The following is a 24562-nucleotide window of genomic DNA, read 5'->3' as shown; positions in this document are numbered from 1 at the left end:
CAAGGTTGCTATCAGATATAGGTCAGGCTCTACTACATCGAATCGTGATTTTTCAATTAACGGAGAATAAGAGGTGTATTTTAAATTTCCTACAATAGAAAACGGAGGAAAGCCATGCATGTAGTAAAATACGAAAATGCAGAAAGTGGTTGGAACGAGGCTTTGCCACTTGGAAATGGAAATTTTGGGGGGATGGTATTCTTCGAGGAAAATAGGCTGACTTTAGCCTTAAATCATTATGAAGTTTACTATAAGAAACTTCATCGTTACAGCGAAAAGTATAAAAACGGCGAAGGACCTCATTTCGATAAAGTATTTGGCTTTACGTTTGATGAAATGAAACAAAGGGCGAAAGAAATGCAACGTGATCCCGAGCAAGGCTCGTATTTTTTATACACCGATGCATTATGGAACAGCACTTTTTATAGAAGGTATGGGAAACCTGGAGGGGGATCTTCCCATTATCCTACCGGTGAAATTCAGCTTATACCACATGAGGAATTGACAGACTCTGATTACTACTCTCTACAGCTTAATGTCGAGAAGGCGTGCATCGATTTCCAAATTGAGAAAGAAAGCAACAAACTTGACGCACGTACGATCGTAACCCAAAACGAGGATTATGTAGTCACCCAAATCAATCAGACGAATTCAACTCTATTGAAAGCGGTCGTTATGTCTGTCCCTTCCAGAAGATATGCAAATATGACCATACAATATCACCAGTTGAACGATACAACTTTCTATTATAAAGGCTCGTTCTATCCAGATGGTGAAGATAAAGAATACGGCCGGTTTAGCTTTCTCGTGATGATGAGGCTAATCGGAGCGAAGGGACATTCTGAGATTGCATCAAATGGTATGAACATCCATATTCACGATGCAGAGAAGAAAGTCACCCTTATCACAACAGTTGTTACGGAAGAGGAAACAAAGGAGCTTTTGCAGACAGCTACACAAAGATTAGACAAAGCTGCCCACTTTTTGCCTGATAAAATCACCCATCACAAGCAGCATTGGGAAAACTTTTGGAAGAAATCCTCGATTACTTTACCGGATAAAATGGTGGAGGATTTATGGTACGTTAATTTGTACGCCATTGCCTGCAGTAGTGGAAAAGGGGGAAGAATGTATGAGCAGGCATGCGGGTTAAACGGTTTGTGGGATATAAAACAACCGACGAAGTGGGGCAGCATGTGGTATTGGGATGTTAACATTCAGGCTGCCTTTTGGCCTCTCTATACTGCTAATCATCTTGAGATTGCCGAAGCATTTAATGACGGTTTGTTGTCTTTCACATCTCTTGCTGAAAAAATGGCAAAGCAGTTCCACGGGCTACAAGGGTATGCGGGCGATTATCCGTTCCCCTTGTATTTAAGCACATGGCCTTGGTGTGCCCAGTTTTTATGGCATTACTACAAATTCAGCATGGACCAAGACTTTTTGAAAGAGAAAGCTTATCCGTTGTTTAAGCAAATTCTCACATTTTTCGAAGGTTATCTCCATATCGACAATGAAACAGAGCATTACGTCGTCTTTCCTGATATTTCACCAGAACAAGGCCCTGTAACGATGAATTCTACCATTACGCTTGCGACAGTCGGTTATTTATTAAATATTTCAATAGAGGCAAATGTCATTCTTGGTGAAGAGGAAGCCGATCGCGAAAAATGGAGTGATCTACTAGCCCGATTAGCTCCTTATCCAATAGCCATTTCTAAAAAATATGGCGAGATCATCAAAGATTCCGAATGGGCACCTGCTGATTTACATTTAAGGCACCCATCCGTCCTTATGCCGATTTATCCAATTGGTGAAATCAACAAACATAGCGAAGAACATATAAGAAAAAGGGCGGAAAATACGCTGCGTTATGTACAGGAAAATACGGAGTTCGGTGTGTTTCAGTTTGGCTGGCTCTCGTGTGCTGCTTCAAGGCTTGGGAAAGGGAACACAGCACTAAGACTGCTATATGAGCAAGGCATCGATTTATCATTACGGCCAAACGGTTTATTTTCCGAGGAAACGGAGCGGTGGATTAACTATTGTAATATTACAAATGAGCCGCTGTACTATCCGCATATGATGGAAGCTTCTGGCGAAATGGTCGCCTCCGTTAACGAAATGTTGCTGCAAAGTTATAACGGAATTATAGATGTTTTCCCGGCTGTTCCATCAGGGGAACCCGAAAATGAACGTAAGGTCGGCCTTTACGATCACGAGGTCGAAAAAAATGTGAGGACGTACGAAAGATGGGAGGATTGTGAGTTCCGTGGCCTGCTTGCCGAAGGAGCCTTCGAAGTAAGTGCCGTTATGAGAAAGGGACGAACGACCTTTGTTCAAATCAAAAGCTTAGTGGGAAACAAGTTCGTTATGCGAAATCCATATGAATTGGGCGAAAAGTTGTCGGTAGCAAGTTTTGACGGGGCATCTTGGGAGAGGATGGAGCACGACCAGGAGGGTGAATACGTTTCTTTTTTTACTGAAAAAAATGGAGAGTATGCGATTTTCCCGCAAAGGGATGACAGTATGAACTTGGATGTCCATCCAAATCGGCTTTTTGTTATAGATCCGTTTCTTTCTCCGAGTGAAAGAGGGGACGAAGGGACCTATCCACGAATCCATGAAGCCCATACGTCCCGAAGAGTTTTCTTAGGGAAAAATAAAGATACACATCATATGAAGATGCTGGATCATTTTACATTCGATTATTATTCCGGCAATTACCGAGAATCGCGAACTGCCGTTTACCGATTAGACTTTGGAACGGCAAAGGATCAACCCGTAAAAGATTATTCCAAAGCGATTCCAAGACAGCTTCATATGGGAGGTGGAATCGGTCAAGATTTTCGAAAAATATCGTCAGAAACGGTATTTACTCCGTATACAGGATTTGGATGGGAAAATGCTGGCGATTTAACAGCGATTGATTGCGCAGGGCCCGATGAGATTCGCAGGGATTTCGTTGGTGGAGAAACAGAAAAGACATTTTTGCTTGAGCTTCCAAAAGGCAGGTACGATATGTTATTCGTGTCAGGAGACAACGATGCCCCATCTTACACTGAGGTAGAAATTGAAGGACAAAGCGTATGGAAACCGGAAAAAGCTTTGCGGGCAGGGGAGTTTGTTACAGAAATCTTGCCTATCATACAACGAAAAGATGGTTTTCTGAACATTCACTTTCGAAGTCAAAGGGGAATGTCATGGAAAATAAATCTACTAGTCTTTAATAAAAACTATACCTACCTTTAACACGATTGATTTGGAAGATTACTTGAAAAGAGTGGGAGTGGAAATAATGAGAACAGTTAGAATAGGGATAATTGGTGCTGGATTGCGGAGTGGAATTGCGAAGTATTGGCATAATCCCGGCGGAAAATCAATGGTCGTAGGAGCTGCAGATGTTTCAATGTCAAGGCTAAAAGAGTTTCAAGAAAAGATTAACGAACATGCATTTATAACTACAGATTATAACGAACTATTAGCACGTAGGGATATTGATGCCGTTGCCATTCTATCACCGGACTATTTACATGAGGAACATGCCATTGCTGCCCTTCGAGCCGGAAAACACGTCTATTGTGAGAAGCCCCTTGCTATCACGGTAGAAGGCTGTGACCGGATCATTGAAGAATCCAAAAAGTCAGGAAAACACTTAATGGTAGGATTTAATATGCGCTATATGAGCATGTATCAAACGATGAAGGAAATTATCGATTCAGGAGTAATCGGTGATCTTAAGGCCGTTTGGGTTAGACACTTCGTGGGGTTCGGCGGATATTTTTATTACCATGACTGGCATGGTACAGCTAAAAATACCACCTCTCTACTATTACAAAAGGGATCGCATGATCTTGATGTCATTCACTGGATTACCGGAAAATATACGAAAAAAGTATCTGCATTTGGTGGACTCGACTTCTATGGCGGGGATAAACCAAATACCTTAACCTGTCCAACGTGTGAGGAAAAAGATACTTGTACGGAGGCGAGTCTTAAGATTTTGACCCAATGTGCTTTCCGAGAAGAAATTGACGTAGAGGATAACAATATGTTGATTATGGAGCTTGAAGGCGGAATTAAGGCATCCTACCTGCAATGTCATTTTACACCGGACTATTCAAGGAATTATACCTTTATCGGTACAAAAGGACGATTGGAAAACGATGATGTCAACAATAAAATTTATGTAAAAACACGGAAATCAAATACATGGAACGAATTCAGTGATATAACCTATGACATGAAAAAGGAACAAGGAAGTCACGGCGGTGCTGACCCAAAAATTTGCAATGATTTCATCGAGTTAGTTTTGCACAACAAGCAGCCCTTGACGACACCATTCGCTGGGAGAATGAGCGTAGCTGTCGGCTGTGCTGCAACAGAGTCAATTCGCTCTGGCGGTAAGGTGGTTGAGGTTAAACAGGCATCAACTATCAGTCTATGATACAAGTTGACGAATATGAAAGTAATCCTGTTTTTGATGAGGAATTTTCCTCTATAAATAAGGCTGTGTTAAAGGGACATTTAAATATCGATGTCCCTTTGACTATTGGGACAAATCAAGAAATGGGATTGCTCAAAAGTGTAATGGGGTGAATGGAAATGACAGAATTAATTTGCACAAGAATATCAATTTTACGAAATATTTTTGGCAGTAACTCAATATGATTTGAAGGTTGATAAATTTTTCCAAAGGAGGAAGACATGTCAGTTTTCAAAAAATTAAAGTCGTTCTATCTTCCTTATAGACGGGACTTCATTTGGTCAATGCTGTTTTTGATCATTGTGGCGGGCATTACCGTTGTCTATCCGGTTATATTGCAGATGACAATCGATGAAGTCGTACTTGGTGGGCAGTATGACTTGGTGCCGAGGATTTCCTTCGGATTTATCACGGTAATGGCTGTAAAAGGATTGTCGACCTTTATTCAGCACTATTTAGCAGATATGTTCGGCATTAAATCGGTGTACAGTCTGCGTAATGCCCTATATGAAAAACTGCAGCGGCTGTCGTTTAGTTATTACGATAACGCGAAGACTGGGGATTTAATGTCACGTTTAACTGCAGATGTCGAAGGCTTTCGCTTTTTCGTGTCATTCGGGTTTTCGGAGGTTCTCCGCTTTATTATTGTAGTCGGCGCTAGTTTATGTGTGATGTTTTATTATTCTGTTTCCCTTACCTGTGTAACGATCGCAGCACTTCCGTTTATTAGCGTGGTAGTGTACAAATTCGATAAAAGCGTACATCCTGCATTTCGTGGGATTCGCGAATCGTTCGGCCGATTGAATACAAAGGTCCAAGAAAATATCAGCGGAATCCATACGGTCAAGGCACTATCAAAAGAAAAGGTGGAAATTGAGCGTTTTAATAAGTCCAACCAGGACTATCGTACAAAACAGCTTTTTACTGCTTCGATTTGGTCGAAATACTTCCCACTTATGGAGCTGATTGGGAATATATCTGTCGTTGCTTTATTGGCATTTGGCGGGTACCAAGTCATTGATGGCAGCTTAAAACCAGGTGAGCTTGTCGCGTTTTACAGTTTGATTTGGTATATTTTATGGCCCATCATGAACCTTGGTTTCACCATTAATATGTTCTCCCAGGCGAAGGCCTCCGGCGAGCGGCTCCTAGAAGTTTTAGAAGCAAAAGAAACCATTTTTGATGAAGAAAATATAAGACAAACTGAAAAAATTGAAGGGCATGTTGTCTTTCGTAAGGTGACATTCCGTTATCAAGCAGAGGAAACGGCTGCACTAAACCAAATTAGCTTTGATGTGCCTCCCGGTTCAACCATTGGTCTTATCGGCGCTACCGGTTCGGGAAAAACTAGTGTGATTCAGCTTTTGTCGCGCTTTTACGAACCAACAGCAGGAGATATTCTGATTGATGACCGTCTGATTAAGGAATTTAGTCTAAAAACACTTCGTTCACAGATCGGGGTTGTATTACAGGAAACCTTCCTTTTCTCTTCAACCATCAAAGCCAATATTTCCTACGGAAGACCAGAGGCGACGATGGAAGAAATCATCGATGCAGCAAGACGTGCCGATGCCCATGAGTTTATCATGGAACTGCCTGATAAATATAATACGATGCTGGGAGAAAGGGGTATGGGTCTTTCCGGTGGGCAAAAGCAGCGGATTGCCATTGCCCGTGCCATCTGTACCAATCCGGCCATTCTCATTTTAGACGATGCAACAAGTGCTGTGGATATGGAAACGGAATTTCAAATTCAAAAAGCCCTTCAAGAAGTCATGAAGGGGAGAACAACCTTTATTATTGCCCATCGAATTTCCTCGCTCCAGCATGCGGATGAAATTCTAGTATTAGATAATGGAAGTATTATTGAACGCGGGACACATGACGAGCTTCTAGCTGGTAATGGAGCGTATCGAAGGATTTATAACATTCAATACCAGGATCACGAGGCAATTATGCAAAAGGCCGCAAGGTAGGTGGAAGTATGGAAGAAACTCGAAGGAAACAGCTGATATTAGAGCGGTTTCAATATTCACAGGACCAAGTGATTGATAAACCGTTTAACTGGAAACAAATGTGGCGTTTATTGCAATATATCAAACCATATGCAAAAAATTTATTGCCGCTCTCGTTTCTTACGGTGATTATTTCAACGGCAGTTCGGTTAATCATTCCAATTTTAATTGGGGTATATACCCTTGATAAGGCCATTATTGAAAAAGATACAACACTGCTAATCCGGCTTGTATTTATCATTTCTGGGTTATATATATTGTCATATGTCGTCAATGCCTTAAGGATTCGCTGGATGAATAAGCTGGGACAAAATGTGATTTATGATTTGCGCAGGCATTTATTTACCCATGTACAGTCCCTATCCCATCGATTCTTTGATCAGCGCTCAGCCGGGTCAATCCTCGTAAGGATTATGAATGACATTAACTCCCTGCAGGAGCTGTTTACAAGCGGGGTTATTAATCTATTAACGGATTTTCTCCTGTTGTTTGCGACGATTTTTATATTGTTTTCGTTAAACGCTAAGTTAACGATTGCAATTATGGTGATCTTGCCAATTATGTTTTTTATCTCAACAAGCCTGCGGAAAAAAATCCGGCAATCATGGCAGCAAGTACGTTCAATTCAGTCAAAGATGAATTCACACTTAAATGAAAGTATTCAAGGAATTCGTGTCACCCAGACATTTACACAGGAAAACGAAAACACGCAATTTTTTAAGGCGCTTAACCATGATAATTTCCAGACCTGGAAACAGGCGGTTCGGAAAAATGCAATGTTTGGTCCGTTTGTTGAAATGACAAATGCTTTGGGAACCGTTATTTTAATCTGGTATGGCGCAATGCTGGTCACAAATGGGGAATGTACCGTTGGCGAATTCGTTTCCTTTGCCTTTTATTTAGGTATGTTCTGGGAGCCGATATCAAGGCTAGGGCAGCTGTATAATCAGCTATTAATCGGGATGGCGTCTTCGGAAAGGATTTTTGAGTTTTTAGATGAAAGACCGATTGTGAAGGAAGCTACCAATCCATTGGTTCTTCCTTCCGTTAAAGGGCAAATCGATTTTGAGGATGTGGAGTTTTCCTATAATGACACAAGGAAAGCATTAAACGGGGTTTCATTTTCCATCCAATCGGGTGAGACGGTTGCACTTGTCGGACACACCGGCTCTGGGAAAACAACCATTGCGAATTTGGTAAGCCGCTTTTATGATGCGACAGCAGGAGTTATCAAAATCGATGGACATCCAATTCAAGAACTGTCGATTGCAGGTCTCCGTTCGCAAATTAGTGTCGTGCTCCAAGAGACGTTTATTTTTTCAGGTACCATCATGGAAAACATCCGTTTTGGTAATCCGGATGCGAGTGATGAAGATGTGATTGCAGCAGCAAAAGCGGTAGGTGCTGACTTTTTTATTACCCAGCTCTCAAACGGTTATCATACAGAGGTGGAAGAGCGGGGGAATGTGTTATCCGTAGGTGAACGTCAGCTTCTTTCTTTCGCCAGAGCACTCCTGGCTGACCCAAAAATTCTCATTCTTGATGAAGCCACGGCAAGTATTGACACGGGGACAGAAGTGAAAATTCAACGTGCATTAAAAAAGTTATTAAAAGGAAGAACGGCAATCATGATTGCCCATCGGCTCTCTACGATTAGAGAATCTGATAAGATTATTGTCCTTGACCATGGCAATATCCTTGAGCAGGGAAATCATGACACCCTCATGGCAAAACAAGGGGTGTATTATGGATTAGTAAAAGCGCAGTACAAAATGCTTGGTGCAATTTGTTGATTAAACACCTAGATAACCAATAAGAGGACACGCCCCAGGTGTTCTCTCTAGTACCGCTTTGTTATTGACAATTTTTACAGCGGCCTCTTTTCTTTTCCTGATCTGAAGAAGAAGGCAAGAAATAGAAACTTATATTTTAACTAAAATACCTTTGAGAACTGGGTCAGACCCCTACTGTATTAATATATTAACAGAGCGGGGGCTGACCTCATTTTCGTTTGAACTTTTTTGTGCAGTAAAGGAATTCAATTAATGGGAACACCATTATTCCAGTGCAGGAATATTAGCAATAGCAAGCGTAGAAACTAATTGTGCATGGAGTATCCATCACAAATTGTTTTTTTTGTAATGAGTTGGCGGTGCTGTTTATTTTTATCAGAATCGTATTATCAGTTTATTCATGGTATAAGAGGTGCTTATGTTAAAAGAAGTTTGTGTGGAAAATTTTACTGTTGTTCCGGAGGCGATAAAAAGGGGGGCTCGGCGGATTGAACTGTGTGATAACTTGTCTGTGGGCGGCACCACTGTCAGTCTCATGGAGTGGCTTTTCAAACGATTTCCTATTGTCACAGTAATAATTGTAAGGTTATGACGATCATCAGGCCCCGGGGTGGGAATTTTATTTATAATAAAGCTGAAATAGAAATCATCCAAGATGATATTGCTCAATTTAAACAATTAGGGACAGACGGGATTGTAATCGGATGCTTAAATGACCATGGCTGGATCGATGAGAAAGCCATGCTCCTATTGCTGGAATCAGCTGAAGGGCTCGATATTACTTTCCATATGGCATTTGACCGGATAAAACCTGATAATCAGCTTCAAGCAATTGATTGGCTGGCTACCAATGGTGTACACCGGATTTTAACCCACGGTGGACCCAGCCATACATCAATTGAGGACAACTTGGATCGGCTAAAGGAGTATATAGAATATGCAGGCGATAAAATCATTATCCTTCCTGGCGGGGGAATCACCGATAAGAATTTAAACATGATAGCCAGTCAGTTACAAGTAAGCGAAATACACGGAACAAAACTAGTAGGTGACCTTATAAAAGAGGTCTGGCCTCAACCACTTTAACGCATGGACGCCATGGGGAACAGATCCCCATAGCCATTCATTGTCAGAAGCAGGTACGAGTTTTAGGCGGTGTCTGTTGGCATTTTTTGAAACTGCCATACTATACAACCTCAGAATCGAACATATAAAAAAGGCTTGATACCCAGCTTTAAACGTTAACAAGCTGGGCTGTTTGGCCTATTTTCGTTAATGCGGTGAAGTGGCAGGGGTAAAAAGTTTTCGACTATCGTAATCTCTTTATTTCTCCCTAGAATGGTAATTGTAAGCGTTTTAGCTTATAGAAGGGGAAGGAGATGGAAAAAAGAATGAGAGATTTTAAGAAAAAGCAGAAAGAGGACAAGCGTTATGGCAAACGGCTCACCGCTTTGACGTTAACAGCGGCCTTGGCAGTGCCGTTAACGATTATACCGCCTGAAACAATCAGCCTGAAAACGGCATTGGCCGCCTCCAGCACAGCCACTTCTGCAGGAGAGCAAGACCTCTCAACTCGTGCCACACAGCTAGAGAAGGATGCAAAGGCCCTGGGAATCCCGCTGTTCCTGTTTGAAAACGGCATCCCGAAGACGTTTAAAACAGACAACGGGGCAGCGCTCGAACTGGATGGCCACCACTCAAAGGACGGCCAACACTCGCTAAAATGGAACTACACGAGCGGCTCAAAATTAATCGTCAATGAGAAAATTGGATTTACACCATTTGTCCCTAACAATCAAGACCAATCGATCAAGTCCTTTGTCGTCTGGGTCTATAATGAAAAGCCTGTCAACAACACAGCCACCTTTCAATTTGGCCGAGGCAATAACGTCGACAGCTGGTTTGATATGAACCTGAACTTTACAGGATGGCGGACCGTCTGGGTATCATTTGAACGTGATATGCAAGGAACGCCACACCCGCACATGAACCGGATGACGGTTGTCGCACCGAAATCCCAATCCGGGACCTTATATTTTGACTCCATGATGCTATCAACTCCAATTGACCCGCGGCACCATACCCCGGATGCTCAAGTACCATTTGTGAATCCGGACGTGATGGAAGCGGCAAACGCCCATTGGCTTGGTCTCCTGAATTATTCCAAGCTTACACCACCAGAACCTCAAACCAATGTAACCGAAGAAAGCCTGGCTGGTATTCGCCAAATCGAAACAAAATTCACAGAGTTACTTTTTAAAAAGCAAAAGGTAACAGATACACTGCTAGCTGACATTCGAAGCCGCTATGCGTCATTCGGAATATCCCGTGATGAATATGGAATACACGGTGCTTCCCTGTTTATGCCGCACTTTGACCAGGCTCCGGCGGCCATAAAACCGGATTTTAAAGAGCTTAGCAATACAGCCGATCTTAGGGCTTTCACTGACTTCATGGATTTAGTCGCTAACACGTATCTGTCTGCCACGGATGAGACGACCAAAAATGAGCTTAAACAAATGTATATCGACTTGTCTGACCATATGGCCGATCAAGGCTGGGCCGACGGGAGCGGGCAAGGAACGATGCACCATCTCGGCTATAATATCCGCGGGTTTTATTCATCCGCCTTCCTGATGCGGGATGTTTTAAAAGAAGCCGGCCTCCTCGAGCGCACCCAAAAAGCCCTGTTCTGGTTAAGCGGAGCGGGAAAGATCTATACGCCTAAAGAAGAGGTTGTCAGCAATATCGACATTCTAAACACCACCTTAAATGGCATGCTGGCCAGTATCCTTGTCCGGGAGGATTCGAAGGGAAAAATAAGAGATATGGAAAGCTTCACCTCTTGGCTGTCGCAAGGACTTGTTCCGGCAAAAGGTTTAGACCCTGCCTTTAAGAAGGACGGTTCGGCCTATCACCATGACAATCATTACCCAGCCTATGCAAAGGATGCCTTCACTGGGGTTACACCGATTATGTATGTATTATCAGGAGGTCCTTTTAGAGTTACCGAGGATGCCCATGAAACATTGAAAAAGGCATTGATGTCGATGCGCCTGTATTCAAATAAAACCCAATGGCTGATCAGTGTAGCCGGTCGCCATCCGGACGGAAAAGGTGCGTTGACACTGCCTCCATTCCGGTATTTGGCGTTAGCGGGATCCCCAGATGGGAAAGAGTCGATTGATCTCGACGTGGCGGCTGCTTATTTAAGGCTCATTGATAAAGATGATACATGGTCTAAGCAGTTCAAGCAGCAGGGTATTACGGCAGAGGCAGCACCAACCGGATTTTGGTCGATGAATTACGCCAATCTTGGCATTCAAAGACGGGACAACTGGCTTGTCGGTGTAAAGGGCTTTAGCCGTTATTTGTGGGGGAATGAAACCTATCAGGATGCAAATTTATATGGACGCTATATGTCCTATGGCCAAATGCAAATTATGGGTGCCTCTAATCACCGGGACAGCGGCTATGTGCAGGAAGGCTGGGATTGGAACCGCTGGCCGGGGACAACGACGATTCATCTGCCGTTTGATAAATTGCGTTCCGATGTCCGAAACGTTGACCGTTTTAGTGGCATCGAAGAAATGCTGATTTCCGATGAGACCTATTCCGGAAGCTTGAGCCTTCAAGGACAGAATGGCATGTTTGCGATGAAGCTGCATGAGCATCCAAAATATGATGGCTCGCATCGGGCCCGAAAATCCTATTTCTTCTTCGATAATCGGATTGTGGCTCTTGGTTCAGATATTGAAAATAATAACAGTGAGTATCCTACGGAAACGACACTGTTCCAAAACTATATGGAAACCGAAGCGGAACCAGTGTGGATGTCCAGCACAGGTACGATTTCAGCGTTCCCTTATCAAAATCAGCTCACTCTGACCCAAGACGCTTGGCTGGTTGACAACAAGCATAATGGTTTTTATGTACCGTCCGGACAAACCATATCCATTTCAAGGTCTTTGCAGCAGTCCAAAAACCAGAAGGACGGATCAGACACGTCAGGGAATTTTTCAACGGCTTGGATTGATCACGGGAAAGCACCAAAGGATGGAAAGTACCAGTATGCTGTTTTGGTGAATACGAATGAAAATCAAATGGCCGATTTTGCTGCCTCCATGGAAGACCCTGGGAAGACCCCTTACACGGTCCTCCAGCAGAATCGGTTGGCCCATATTGTCCAAGACCGTACAACTGGCATTACAGGCTACGCATTATTTGAAGCAAACGACTCTATCAATCAAGGAATTGTGCGTGCCGTCGATACACCAGCAATGGTCATGACTAAGATGGACGGTGCAAAGTTAGTCCTTAGCGCGGTTGACCCTGATTTACGCTTATACGAGGGTACCGAAGCGGATCAATATGATGAGAATGGGGTACAAAAGGAAGTCAGCATTTATTCCCGTACATGGCGCCACTCAGAAAGCATTATGCGCCCGATGAAACTAACCATTGAAGGGGAATGGACACTTGCTTCAACAGATTCTCGTATCAGAATCCTTTCCGCAGAGAACGACCGCACCTTAATAGAATTTGATTGCAAAGATGCACAGCCACTAGAAGTTGTCCTGCAGCCAAAATAAGACGAGGGGACGGTTCTTCTGCTTTTGAAGCAGAAGAACCGTCCCCATGCATCATGATATATCCTTAATCAAATCAAACAGTCGAAGTTCGTTGACTTCAGTGATGATTTCTTTGGTGCTGTTTTTGTCGAATTTTTTCAACAGGCTGCTGATTTGCTTTTTGATGGTTTCGACTTCGACGGCGCGGATGTCAGCAATTTCCTTACGCTTTAAACCGCTGCAAAGCAGCTTTAATATCTCGAGTTCGGATTGAGTTAGGTTGGCAATGATTTTAAAAAAGTACGTTAATTGATCTTCTGATTTTTTGATGCGGGCAAACTCCGTTCGAATTTTTTCGGCGATAATCGGCCGGATGGGCGATTGGTTGTTGTAAGCCGAATAAATTGCTTCAATGATTTCTTCCTTTGGAGCCGCTTTCATTAAATAGTCGACAATGCCGGTTTGAAAGGCGGCAAAGACAATATTATTATCTTGGTGAACCGTCAGCATAATGATTTTTGTATCGGGTAGAATCTTATGAATCTCTGAAGCTGCCTTAATCCCCGCCATTTGACTTTCCATTTCAATGTCCATCAAGACAATATCTGGTTTCTTAATCGCCGCGTAGGCGACAGCCTCATAGCCGCTTTTGGCAGAAGCTGCGATTGAAAGGTTGTCCACGCTGTTGATGATTCTTTCAAGCCTTCTGCGATGGGCCTCCATGTCGTCTGCTATTAAAATATGAATATTTTCCACGAAAATACCTCCCCCCAGATACGGGGTATATTTTATACCCTTTTTACTAGTGGCAATAGAATATCAAACTGTGTATATTTACCTATCTCGCTTTTAACCTCAATCTTGCCGCCATGTGCAGTGATTACCTTGTGGCAGAATGATAGGCCGATTCCCCAATTGGTGATGCTTGGTTTTGTAGAGAAGAAAGGGGTGAAAATTTCTTCCACGTGTTCGGCTTCGATTCCCGGGCCGTTGTCCCGAATCGAAATGGTGCCCCACTGATCCACATAGTTTACGCTGACCCAAATGAACCCGCCGGCATTAGACAGTGCCTCCACTGAATTTTTCAGGAGATTATTGAGCACTTCATTGATGTAATCTTCATCCATGTAGACAAGGATGTTGGAATTTGTTTTTTCAAAATGGATCTCAACATTCGTCAAATTGGAACGAAACCGTTGAATGGCCCTTTCGATGGGGACATCCAGCGGAACGGCCTTAATGTTTAAAGTGATTTGCTTCAGCTTATCATTTGCTTGATTAATGCTTTGGAACGACTGCTCGCACGATTCTGTAATGAGTTTCAGGCTGTACAGTGCATCTTCATCATCCGCGAATTTCTCCTGTAAATATTCAGCCTCGGAGCGGATCGCCAGAAGATGATTTTTGATCGCATGGGTGAAGGCTCGAATCCCGAGTGAGGCGGTGTCAATTTTCTTTTTGGTAATGATATTGATGTTGGAATAGCGCGCTTCGTTTGCTTTGAATTTGTAAATATTATAGAGCATGATGCCGATTGCTCCAATTGCCAAGAGCGGGAAAAAGCGATATTCCATTAAAAACAAATTAATAGAAGGCTGTACATAATTGATAAAGCTTTTACTAAAAGTAATTCTGACAAAGTTGGTGGGTGCCCAGTAAAAAATAAACAGGTGTACAAAGGTTAATGGCAGCAAACTAATAGAGATATAGAATGTATGATCCCGAATCGACCTTAATTGGTAATAACGGATGTAATGGTACAAAAATAAGGCAAGGCTAAACACCAGATAAGCATCATTCAGCACTTGAAAGACAATATCGCCCGTATGGCTCAACTGCTCATAAAGATCCATTTTATCTGTCTCAAAGGCCAAATCCTGAAGCATTAGATTAAGACTTGGATCATAAAAAAGAAACTGAATGATCCCGACAATCCCGAGTCCTAGGTAGACGAAACGCAATCTAGGATGACTCCTGAGACTGCTGATGAACGAAATAGAAAAACTAAGGAAGGAAAAATAAAATAAGATAATCCCTAGGTTAAACAGCCGAATTAACGTATGAGCATCAAAGTTTTTCAGGACAAGTCGGTTCCAGGTTCCTGGGCCAAAATCAATGAATTGATTGACAACATTATAGTAATAATTAAATTTTGATAAATAGAGGGTGAATGAAATATAGGCCAAAATCCACCCAATTGTCAATGTACATAAAAAGAAAATGGATCTGCTGCTAAGGTATTTATAGATAAAAAAGATTAAAAATACCATAAAAACTAGGCAGAGAAAGATCATGATCGTCACTCCCGGCTGCAAAAAGGGGGAAGAAAATTTTCGACTTATTTCGAAAAGTGGAAACCCTTACACTGAGTATATAACAAACTATTAAAAAATTTAAGGGGGACAATGTATGAAAAAACGTTTTAGTTTAGTGGCATTATTGCTTTTATGTTTTAGTTTGATTGTTGGCTGTTCCAATAGTGAAACAGAAAAGAGCAGCGCGAAGGAAGAAGGCGGAAAGAGTTCCAATGAAAAAGTAAGTTTGAAAATGGCCGTTTTCCCTGCAGATGAAGCTATTTTTAAACAAGGCTATGAAAATTTCAAAAAGGATCATCCGAATGTCGACATTACATTCGAAACCTTCCCGCAGCAGCAATATTATGAAAAAATCCGCATGCAGCTTTCTGGCGGAGAAGGCTATGACCTATTTACTGGTCAAATGGATAACATGGTAGACACAGGAATTCTGGCACCGCTAGATAAGTACATTAAAGACAGCGGCGTCGATGTTTCCGGATACGGGTCGATGTATGACACCTATAAATATGATGGAAAAGTACTCAGCCTTCCTTACCGTAAGTCCAATTGGATGCTCTACTATAACAAGACTTTATTCGATCAAAAAGGCGTTCCATATCCAAGCGATGATATGACATGGGATGAGTTCCGTGATTTAGCCAAGAAGATGACAAGCGGCAGCGGAGAAAACAAAGTATACGGCGCTTACCTGCAGCAATGGCCGCAAACTTGGTACATGGGTGCTGTTCAAAAGGGAGCATCGATTATTGATAAAGACCTAAAACCATTTAAGGATGCCTTGCAAACAAGGGTTGACCTTGAAAAGGACGGTTCGATCATGAAATGGTCTGAACAGGTATCAACAGGAGCACATTATAATGCCGCGTTCCAAAAAGGGAATATTGCGATGAACATCATTGGCGATTGGCATGTTGCTCAGCTTCGTCAGGGGGAAAAAGAAGGAACCTTAAAGTTTGATTGGGATGTTGTGCCAATTCCGCATCCAGAAGGCGTTGCCAAGAATACTTCATTGGCATTGCCAGTTTCGATCATGATGAACAAAAATACGAAGCATCCGAAAGAAGCATTTGAATTCCTGAAGTACATGACAGGTAAAGAAGGGGCAGAGCTTCTTGCTGGAGCAGGCTATTTAACTGGATATATGGACAAGGATGTGGAAGCGGCTTATCTTGGCGACGGTTCACAAAAGCCAAAGAACCTTCATTATTTCTTGGAAACAAAAGAATATCCAGAATACCCAATGCTGCCAGGTGTGAAAAACGTTGTCGTTGAACAAATCTTCAAGCAAGAGGGAGAGCTTGCATTAATTGGCCAAAAATCAGTTGATGACACCATCAAAGACATCACGAAACGAGTAAAAGACGAATGGGCAAGTAAGTATGGAGAAAAGTAATTAGCATCGAACTTGGCACTGCTCTAAGGTCTTCATACAGCAGTGCCAATTTTTTTAAAAGAAAGGATGAAACAGTATGAAGCCTGGTAAAGCTGTAAAATCGAAAGCGATTAGGCGAAATCGAATCACCGCTTATACCTTTCTTCTGCCAAATATTATTGGCTTCCTGGTATTTATCTTCGTTCCCGTGATTGCCTCCTTCTTTATGAGTTTCACCTCTTGGAATGGCTTTGGGAATATCGAATTTATTGGACTAGATAACTATAAGCAGCTGTTGAAGGATGCTAATTTCAAAATTTCATTTATTAATAGCATCCTGTTCATGTTAATCTCTGTCCCGATTACGCTATTTATTTCGGTGTTGATCGCGATTGCCTTAAACCGGGGTATCCGCTTTGTCAAAGTGTTCCGGACGGCCGTTTTCCTGCCGTATGTCACAGCGACAATTGCTGTTGCAGCTGTCTGGCAGCTTATCTTTAACCCGTCAATGGGTCCGATTAACGGAACATTAATGAAGCTGGGGATTGACTCACCTCCCGGCTGGCTATCATCGCCATCCTGGGCGTTAATCTCGGTATCAATCGTCTATATTTGGCATTCAGTTGGCTATTATATGATTCTATTTTTAGCGGGACTGCAAAACATCCCAGATTATCTTTACGAAGCAGCCGAATTGGACGGCGCGGGACCGATTACGAAGTTTTTCCATATCACGCTGCCATCGTTATCTCCTGTATTGTTCTTTACGACCATTATTGGTGTGATTAACTCATTTAAAGTATTTGATTTAATCTATGTGCTGACAGGGGGAGGACCAGGCCGGTCGACCCATGTGCTCGTCTACGACATCTACAATACAGCCTTTAAACAATTTGAGTACGGGTACGCCTCAGCGATGGCTTATGTATTGTTCTTGGTGATTCTAATCATCTCGATCATCCAATTTAGTGGGCAGAAAAAATGGGTGAACTATTAACCTATGACTAAACCGACAGAAAGGAGCGGAAGTCTTGTATGAATATTGCTACTGAAGCTCAAGTCTATACACCAGAAGTAAAAAAGAAGAAAAAATTCGCGGTTGGCCAAGCCATCAAGTACATTGTGGTTATTTTAGTTTCCTTGACGATGGTCCTTCCGTTTGTTTGGATGCTGTCTGCTTCTTTGAAACTGGAAACGGAGATTTTCGGATTTCCCATCAAGTGGATCCCGGAAACCTTCCGTTGGGAAAATTATAAGGAAGTTTGGACCGCTGTTCCCTTCCATATTTATTACTTAAATACGTTAAAAATTGCCGTCATCACTACCATTTTGGTGATTATCAACAGTTCACTGGCCGGCTATGCGTTTGCCAAAATTAAATTCCCAGAAAGCAACCGGTTATTCTTTATCTATGTTGCCACAATGATGATTCCATACCAGGTCATGATGATTCCGCAATTTATGCTGATGAAACAGCTTGGACTCGTGAATTCGCACTGGGCGCTGATTATTCTCGGAGCCTTTAATCCATTTGGCGTTTTCCTGTTCCGCCAGTTCTTCCTATCAATCCCGGATGAGTTACTGGAAGCGGCAAGAATCGACGGCTTGAGTGAGTTTGGCATCTACTGGCGGATTATTCTGCCATTATCCAAACCGGCCATCGCGACACTCGTCATTTTCTCATTCATGCATTCCTGGAATGATTTCTTGGGACCGTTAATCTATCTGACATCGGATCATTTATACACATTGCAACTGGGCATCCAGCATTTTATCACTGAGTATAACACCGAGTATTCCCTGCTAATGGCGGCAGCGGTATCGGCTGTTGTGCCAACCATCATTGTTTATTTCTTAGCACAGGATCATTTCATCAAGGGAGTTGCCAACACGGGAATCAAAGGATAAAGGAGCGAAATGATGAACAAAAAGCCTGCAAAAGGATTGTCTGTTCTGATCATACTGTCTTTACTCATTACCATGTCCGTCAATGTACCATTGATTTTTGCTGATGATACCGCTAATCGTTTAGTAAACACAGGATTTGAAGAAACCCAGAAGGCTGCGTCCGGATGGGACCAATTAGGCGCAGCCAACTGGAGCGTGTGGAAGCCGACAGGAAAACCAATTGTGTCGATTTCCGAGGATGCAAGCCACACTGGAAAATATGGGCTGAAAATTACAGCCGCCGAAACCGCACGAGCATCTGTAAATCAGGATGTCCCTGTAAAAGGCGGCAAAACCTATTTATTAAGCACGTGGCTGAAGACGGATAATATCGTCAGCGGCCAGGGGGCGCGGATGAGAGTGACCACCTTTGAAAAAGGGCAGCAGCTAGACCTCCTTTACTCAACCAGACTAACTGGGACTCATGATTGGTCACAAATCAAAATGGAGGTAAAGCCTCCGCAAAATTGCGATAGCATCCGAGTCCAGCTTTTCTTTGAAACAGGAACAGGAACCGTCATGTTTGATGATGTTTCCTTACAGATGATTGACCCGGCTACATCAATTGCGATTGAAAATAAGGAAGTAACGATTAAAGAGCAGGAGACAGCTGTTTTGAATGCCAAAATGGAACCAGCTGATGCCAGCTCGAAAATTTCCTGGTTTTCAAGCGACAATTCTGTTGCCACAGTGGATAACAACGGCACGGTAACAGGAGTAAAAGCCGGTGATGCCGTGATTATGGCAGTAACGGATAATGGCCTGACTGCCACTAGTACGGTCAAGGTTTTAAGAAATGACGCCCTTGAACGGCCAGCGGTTGAACAATTGGAATTGTCTCCAAAAGAACTATCATTAACGGCAGGGCAGCTCCGCCTTCTGCAAACGCAGGTTACTCCAGAAAATGCAGACACCGGGCAGCTTGTCTGGAAGTCTTCCAATGAAGAGGTCGCTTCAGTAAAGAACGGTCTTGTAGAAGCGAAGTCGCCGGGAACAGCGGTCATTTCGGTTACAACAGCCGATGGGACAATCAACAGTGAAAGTCAGGTCATAGTTACCGCCGCTTCCGTCGACGAATATGATCAGCTTCGTCATAAGTGGGAAAACCAAATGACCAGTCTCGACTACTACGATGCTTCGAATGAACGAATGCAGCAAATGACGGCCAGCCAAACGAAATCGGTGCAGTCCTTATGGAGGACGATGGTTAAAAACAAAGACCGTTCCTTCCTTTGGTATGAGTACAGAAGCACTGATAATTCCGCCGATATTCGTGACAGCTACCGGAATCTGACGACCATGACCAAGGCATTTGTCAATGAACATTCGGCCCTTTATCGCAACCCGCAATTGTTAAAGGATATTGAGGATGCCTTAGAGTGGCTTTATCAAAACCGCTATAACGAGAATATTCAGCAGTACAGCAACTGGTGGCACTGGGAAATCGGCGTGCCGAATGAACTAAACAGCATCATGGTGCTTTTATATGATTATTTGGATCAGGAAATGATTCACCGCTATCTGAATGTGATTGATCATTTTCAGCCGGATCCGACTAAATCAGGTGCGACGACTCCTAGTAATTACCGCGAAGCAGTCGGCGCCAACCGTATAGATGTCAGTAAGGTAGTTGGCGTGCGCGGCGTTCTTGTGAAGGATGGTGCGAAAATCGCAGCAGCTCGCGATGCACTGAGCCAAACCTTTGAAAACGTGACGTCAGGCGATGGTTTTTATGAAGATGGTTCGTTTGTTCAGCATGAGGACGTTGCCTACACCGGTTCTTATGGAAATGTGTTAATCGAAGGGTTGACCGATATGCTTGATTTATTAAGCGGTTCGACCTGGGCTGTAACGGACCCTAAGGTATCTAATGTTTATGACTGGATTGAAAACGCCTTTGAACCATTCATGTATAAAGGCGCGTTGATGGATATGGTCAGAGGAAGAGCGATTTCCCGCAGTTTCCTTCAGGACCATCAGGCCGGGCAAACGATTACCAAAGTAGTGATCCGGCTGGCGCAATTTGCACCGGAACCGTATGCAGCGAAATATAAGAGTATGGCCAAATCGTGGCTTCAAGAAGATAAGTACCTAGATTATCTTTCAAGCTCCAGCAATTTCAAGGACATGGTCCTGGCTAAAGAGCTGTTGCAAAATCAAGATATCAAGCCTAGGGGCGAGCTTGATTACCATAAGAACTTCGCGTCGATGGACCGTGTGGTGAACAGGAAACCAGGCTACGCTTTTGGCATCAGCATGTATTCCAACCGGATCCAAAACTATGAAGATATGAATGATGAAAACCGCAAAGGCTGGTACACAGGCGAAGGGATGACTTATTTGTACAATGCCGATCTCGCTCAGTACAGCGATGATTTCTGGCCTACTGTTGACCCGTATCGGATGCCTGGAACGACCGTTGATACAATGAAGCGGGCAGACGGCAGCGGGGAGCATAATTCACCAGAGTCTTGGGTTGGGGGTTCCACGCTGGACCGATTTGGTACAGCAGGCATGTCTTACAAAGCTTGGAATAGTTCCTTAACAGCCAAAAAATCATGGTTTATGTTCGATAACGAAATTGTCGCGCTTGGCGCAGGAATCACAAGCGGGGATAACAGAACGATCGAGACGATTGTTGAAAATCGAAAAATCCGCGATAACGGCTCAAACGAACTGATTATTAATGGGGAAAAACCAGACTTAAGCGATGGGCAAAACCATACTACTGAAGCCAAGTGGGCATTCTTAGAAGGAAATGTGCCGGGGGCTGATATCGGCTATTACTTCCCTGAAGGAAAAACCCTAACTGTGAAAAAAGAACAGCGAACTGGCGCCTGGAAGGACATTAATTATACCGAGCCGGCGAAACCAATTACGCGTTCCTACGCCACAATGTGGTTTGACCACGGTGTAAATCCGGCAAACGACACGTACTCTTACGTGCTGCTTCCGGGCTTAACATCGGAACAAACAAGCCAATATGCCGCCCAGCCGGAGATTTCAATTTTACGAAATGACACGGCCGTTCAAGCAGTGCAGGAGCTGAGGGAAAATATCATCGGGGCAAACTTCTGGCTGGATGAAAAACAAACAGTTGGGCCGTTAACTGTTTATCAAAAGGCGTCGGTAACGATGCAGGAGAAGGATGGCGTGCTGGCACTGGCTGTTTCCGACCCAACGATGCAAAATACCGGCACGATTGACATTGATTTTGACGGAAAAGCCTTTGAGGTACTCGAAGCCGATGAACAGGTGCAGGTTGTGGAAACGAAGCCTTCCATTAAATTAATAGTGAACGTCAACCAGGCACATGGAAAGTCCTTCACTGTCAAATTAAAAATGATTCCAAGTGTAAAAGGAAACAGTCCACATTCGATTAGATAAACGTAAGAAAAAGGAGCGAGACAAATGGAGAGTCAACAAAGACCGAATCTCATCTATATTTTTGCCGATCAATGGCGCCGTCAGGCTGTCGGCTATGAAGAGGAGGACCAGGTGATTACGCCAAATATCGATGCTTTTGCGCAGGAGGGGACGATTTTTTCCCATGCCGTCACCTGCTCTCCATTGTGCTCTCCTCATCGGGCCTCATTGCTGACGGGCAGGTATCCAAACAGCACGGGGGTCTATACCAATTGTAAGGTCGGCGCCGAAGTTATGTTGAGTCCGGATGAAATTTGTATCAGCGATGTGCTCTCGGAGAACGGCTACCAGACGGCCTATATTGGCAAATGGCATCTCGATTTGCCGGAATTAAACGTCACCGACAAGCCGGGATCCGGGGCCTCCGGCTGGGATGCCTATACTCCGCCGGGACCGAAACGGCACGGCTTCAAATATTGGTATTCCTACGGGGCATGGGATGAGCATCTTGCCCCGCATTACTGGCAGGACAGTCCGGAAAAAATCAAAGTCAATCAATGGTCGGTTGAGCATGAAACAGACCAGACCCTTAAGTATCTTCAACACCGGGATAAAGAGCAGCCGTTTGCCTTATTCTTATCATGGAATCCCCCGCACAGCCCGTTCGATCAGGTGCCGGAAAAATACCGGAAGCTGTACGATCGGGAGCAAATTACCTTAAGGGAAAACGTGAACCAGTCCACCTTTTTGGTGCATACCGGGGAACCAGTGGACGGCGGTATCGAGGAATTAAAGGACAAACAATTAAACTATTTCGCTGCCATCTCAGGAATCGATGACCAGTTCGGAAGAATTTTGCAATTTTTAAAGAAAGAAAATTTGGAAGAAAACACAATTGTCGTGCTGACATCGGACCATGGCGAAATGATGGGCTCCCACGGCTTGATGGCGAAGCATGTGTGGTTTGAGGAATCAATCGGCGTTCCTTTTTGTGTTCGCTGGCCAGGGGTGATTCCGCAAACAAGAACGGAGCTCCTGCTGAACACAGTCGATATTATGCCGACCCTGTTGAGGCTGCTGGATTTAGAGATTCCTAGTTCGGTAGAGGGGACGGATTTATCCAGGTATATCCTGAACCGCCAGAGCGGCGGACCGGAGGAAGCGTATATAAGCGCCTATCCGGGCCGCAAGGAAGCGATTGAAGCGTTTCGTGTTGCGGGACTGGATAATCGGGAATTTGGCTGGAGAGCCGTTCGAACCCATGACTTTACCTATGTGATTCACCATGGCTATGCCCCTGGTGATGGATTGGTCCGTTTGTTATATGATTTGAAAAATGATCAATACCAGTTTCACCCGGAACAGATTGAAGATCCATCCGGCCATCCGGTCGCAGTGGTGCTTGAAGGAAAGCTGTGCCGCTGGCTGAACGACTTAAATGATCCTTTTTACAACAAACTTAGAGGTGTTATGAAATGACCGTATATGCAGCCGAAGTACGCAAGGAAGACATTAAAAACTTTGAACGTTTTACAAAAGATCCGGCAGTTAACCGCGCTTTTGTGGAAAAAGCTATTCAGCATGTTTTAGTTAAAATTGACCAGAGCTTAGATGTGTTCACAGACAAGTTTCCTGATTCCAACAGTGAGAATCTTGTCTACAAACCGATTGAAAACGTGGAATGGACAACGAGCTTTTGGACCGGGATGCTGTGGCTTGCTTATGAGTACACCGGGGAAGAAAAATACCGGAAAGTAGCAGAGAAGCAGATTCAGAGTTTTAAAGAACGAATCGAAAAACGAATTGAAGTTGACCATCATGACCTGGGCTTCCTCTACACATTAAGCTGTGTCAGTGCCTATAAATTGACTGGCAATGAAGAAGCAAAGGAAATCGCCTTAAAAGCAGCAGATTTGCTAATTACCCGCTATTACGATAAAGCCGGAATTATCCAGGCCTGGGGCGACCTTAACGATCCGAAGCAGCGCGGCCGGATGATCATTGACTGCAACCTGAACCTGCCGTTGCTTTATTGGGCATCGGAGGTAACTGGAAAGCCACATTATCGGGAAATGGCCCAGTCGCATGTCAAGCAGGCGGCCAAATATATTGTCCGTGAAGACGCCTCCACTTTCCATACGTATTACATGGATCCGGAAACAGGCGACCCATTGTACGGCAATACTCACCAAGGCTTTGCGGATGACTCGTGCTGGGCGCGCGGGCAAGCTTGGGGTATCTATGGGTTTCCGCTCAGCTACCACTATACAAGTGATTGGAGTTTAGTTGAGTTAGCGAAGAAACTGACAAACTATTATTTAAACCGTTTGCCTGAAGATGAGATTTGCTACTGGGATTTAATTTTTACAGAGGGTGACGAGGAGCGGGACAGCTCAGCGGCAGCGATTACGATCTGCGGCCTGCTCGAGATGGCAAAGCACTTGCCGTTAACCGACCCGGAAAAACAAATCTATGAGAATGCTGCCTTAAAAATGGTGCAGTCACTATATGAAAACTATCGGACCGAAATCGACAGTGAGGCCAATGGAATCCTCAAGCATGCGGTCTACTACAAAGCCGGCGGCCGCGGCGTGGACGAAAGCTGCATCTGGGGCGACTATTACTATTTCGAAGCGTTAATCAGACTTGTGAAGGATTGGAAGATGTACTGGTAAATCTTTAATGATTTGAAAG

At 43.7% G+C, this 24562-nt stretch carries 15 protein-coding genes; 13 read left to right on the top strand and 2 right to left on the bottom strand.

Annotated elements, in window-relative coordinates:
* Positions 1–114 precede the first annotated feature (114 nt).
* The 7 genes from ACZ5B7_RS27370 (at position 115) to ACZ5B7_RS27340 (ending at position 12886) form a co-directional block, all read left to right on the top strand.
* Entirely contained in the window at positions 115–3252 is a 3138-nt protein-coding gene (locus tag ACZ5B7_RS27370; RefSeq protein ID WP_464491722.1) for a glycosyl hydrolase family 95 catalytic domain-containing protein, read from the top strand.
* Positions 3253–3298: 46 nt separating this feature from the next.
* Positions 3299–4447: a Gfo/Idh/MocA family protein gene (locus ACZ5B7_RS27365; protein ID WP_464491721.1), complete on the top strand. Its 1149-nt coding sequence runs from the start codon at positions 3299–3301 to the stop codon at positions 4445–4447.
* Between the two features lie 260 nt (positions 4448–4707).
* Positions 4708–6462: an ABC transporter ATP-binding protein gene (locus ACZ5B7_RS27360; protein ID WP_464491720.1), complete on the top strand. Its 1755-nt coding sequence runs from the start codon at positions 4708–4710 to the stop codon at positions 6460–6462.
* 8 nt (positions 6463–6470) lie between these two features.
* A complete protein-coding gene (locus ACZ5B7_RS27355) occupies positions 6471–8294 on the top strand; it encodes an ABC transporter ATP-binding protein (RefSeq protein WP_464491719.1) in 1824 nt (607 codons plus the stop codon).
* A gap of 418 nt (positions 8295–8712) precedes the next feature.
* Positions 8713–8886, top strand: coding sequence for a copper homeostasis protein CutC (locus ACZ5B7_RS27350; RefSeq protein WP_464491718.1), 174 nt, complete (start codon positions 8713–8715; stop codon positions 8884–8886).
* Positions 8835–9380: a copper homeostasis protein CutC gene (locus ACZ5B7_RS27345; protein WP_464491717.1), complete on the top strand. Its 546-nt coding sequence runs from the start codon at positions 8835–8837 to the stop codon at positions 9378–9380. Before ACZ5B7_RS27350 ends, ACZ5B7_RS27345 begins: the two co-directional genes overlap by 52 nt.
* A gap of 293 nt (positions 9381–9673) precedes the next feature.
* Positions 9674–12886, top strand: a complete 3213-nt coding sequence (locus ACZ5B7_RS27340) for a chondroitinase family polysaccharide lyase (RefSeq protein WP_464491716.1) — start codon at positions 9674–9676, stop codon at positions 12884–12886.
* Between the two features lie 51 nt (positions 12887–12937).
* On the opposite strand, the gene ACZ5B7_RS27335 is transcribed toward ACZ5B7_RS27340, so the two are convergent.
* Together ACZ5B7_RS27335 and ACZ5B7_RS27330 are read right to left on the bottom strand one after the other, a co-directional pair.
* Positions 12938–13621 carry a response regulator gene (locus ACZ5B7_RS27335; RefSeq protein WP_464491715.1) on the bottom strand — a complete coding sequence of 228 codons (684 nt, stop codon included), beginning with the start codon at positions 13619–13621 and terminating at the stop codon, positions 12938–12940.
* A 32-nt stretch (positions 13622–13653) separates the two neighbouring features.
* Positions 13654–14826 (bottom strand): sensor histidine kinase, encoded by a 1173-nt coding sequence (locus ACZ5B7_RS27330; RefSeq protein ID WP_464491714.1) that lies wholly within the window; start codon positions 14824–14826, stop codon positions 13654–13656.
* A 448-nt stretch (positions 14827–15274) separates the two neighbouring features.
* Here ACZ5B7_RS27330 and ACZ5B7_RS27325 point away from each other — a divergent pair, with 448 nt between their 5' ends.
* From ACZ5B7_RS27325 to ACZ5B7_RS27300, 6 genes are all read left to right on the top strand, one after another.
* The gene (locus ACZ5B7_RS27325; RefSeq protein ID WP_464491713.1) at positions 15275–16576 is read left to right on the top strand and encodes an ABC transporter substrate-binding protein; all 1302 of its coding nucleotides are present in this window, start codon (positions 15275–15277) and stop codon (positions 16574–16576) included.
* A 76-nt stretch (positions 16577–16652) separates the two neighbouring features.
* Positions 16653–17552, top strand: coding sequence for a carbohydrate ABC transporter permease (locus ACZ5B7_RS27320; RefSeq protein ID WP_213144019.1), 900 nt, complete (start codon positions 16653–16655; stop codon positions 17550–17552).
* A 38-nt stretch (positions 17553–17590) separates the two neighbouring features.
* Positions 17591–18463: a carbohydrate ABC transporter permease gene (locus tag ACZ5B7_RS27315; RefSeq protein ID WP_213117518.1), complete on the top strand. Its 873-nt coding sequence runs from the start codon at positions 17591–17593 to the stop codon at positions 18461–18463.
* Between the two features lie 9 nt (positions 18464–18472).
* Entirely contained in the window at positions 18473–21889 is a 3417-nt protein-coding gene (locus ACZ5B7_RS27310; protein WP_464491712.1) for a polysaccharide lyase family 8 super-sandwich domain-containing protein, read from the top strand.
* Between the two features lie 24 nt (positions 21890–21913).
* Positions 21914–23347, top strand: a complete 1434-nt coding sequence (locus ACZ5B7_RS27305; RefSeq protein ID WP_464491711.1) for a sulfatase family protein — start codon at positions 21914–21916, stop codon at positions 23345–23347.
* Positions 23344–24543 carry a glycoside hydrolase family 88 protein gene (locus tag ACZ5B7_RS27300; protein ID WP_464491710.1) on the top strand — a complete coding sequence of 400 codons (1200 nt, stop codon included), beginning with the start codon at positions 23344–23346 and terminating at the stop codon, positions 24541–24543. Before ACZ5B7_RS27305 ends, ACZ5B7_RS27300 begins: the two co-directional genes overlap by 4 nt.
* The last annotated feature ends 19 nt before the right edge of the window (positions 24544–24562 follow it).

The organism is Neobacillus sp. S1115 (genome assembly GCF_055385565.1).
This window is presented reverse-complemented; position numbering and strand designations above follow the sequence as displayed.

Coding starts and splice junctions, on each gene's coding strand:
- ACZ5B7_RS27320 (WP_213144019.1), top strand. CDS start 16,653: ATGAAGCCTGGTAAAGCTGTAAAATCGAAAGCGATTAGGCGAAATCGA.
- ACZ5B7_RS27305 (WP_464491711.1), top strand. CDS start 21,914: ATGGAGAGTCAACAAAGACCGAATCTCATCTATATTTTTGCCGATCAA.
- ACZ5B7_RS27325 (WP_464491713.1), top strand. CDS start 15,275: ATGAAAAAACGTTTTAGTTTAGTGGCATTATTGCTTTTATGTTTTAGT.
- ACZ5B7_RS27310 (WP_464491712.1), top strand. CDS start 18,473: ATGATGAACAAAAAGCCTGCAAAAGGATTGTCTGTTCTGATCATACTG.
- ACZ5B7_RS27365 (WP_464491721.1), top strand. CDS start 3,299: ATGAGAACAGTTAGAATAGGGATAATTGGTGCTGGATTGCGGAGTGGA.
- ACZ5B7_RS27350 (WP_464491718.1), top strand. CDS start 8,713: ATGTTAAAAGAAGTTTGTGTGGAAAATTTTACTGTTGTTCCGGAGGCG.
- ACZ5B7_RS27315 (WP_213117518.1), top strand. CDS start 17,591: ATGAATATTGCTACTGAAGCTCAAGTCTATACACCAGAAGTAAAAAAG.
- ACZ5B7_RS27360 (WP_464491720.1), top strand. CDS start 4,708: ATGTCAGTTTTCAAAAAATTAAAGTCGTTCTATCTTCCTTATAGACGG.
- ACZ5B7_RS27340 (WP_464491716.1), top strand. CDS start 9,674: ATGGAAAAAAGAATGAGAGATTTTAAGAAAAAGCAGAAAGAGGACAAG.
- ACZ5B7_RS27300 (WP_464491710.1), top strand. CDS start 23,344: ATGACCGTATATGCAGCCGAAGTACGCAAGGAAGACATTAAAAACTTT.
- ACZ5B7_RS27355 (WP_464491719.1), top strand. CDS start 6,471: ATGGAAGAAACTCGAAGGAAACAGCTGATATTAGAGCGGTTTCAATAT.
- ACZ5B7_RS27370 (WP_464491722.1), top strand. CDS start 115: ATGCATGTAGTAAAATACGAAAATGCAGAAAGTGGTTGGAACGAGGCT.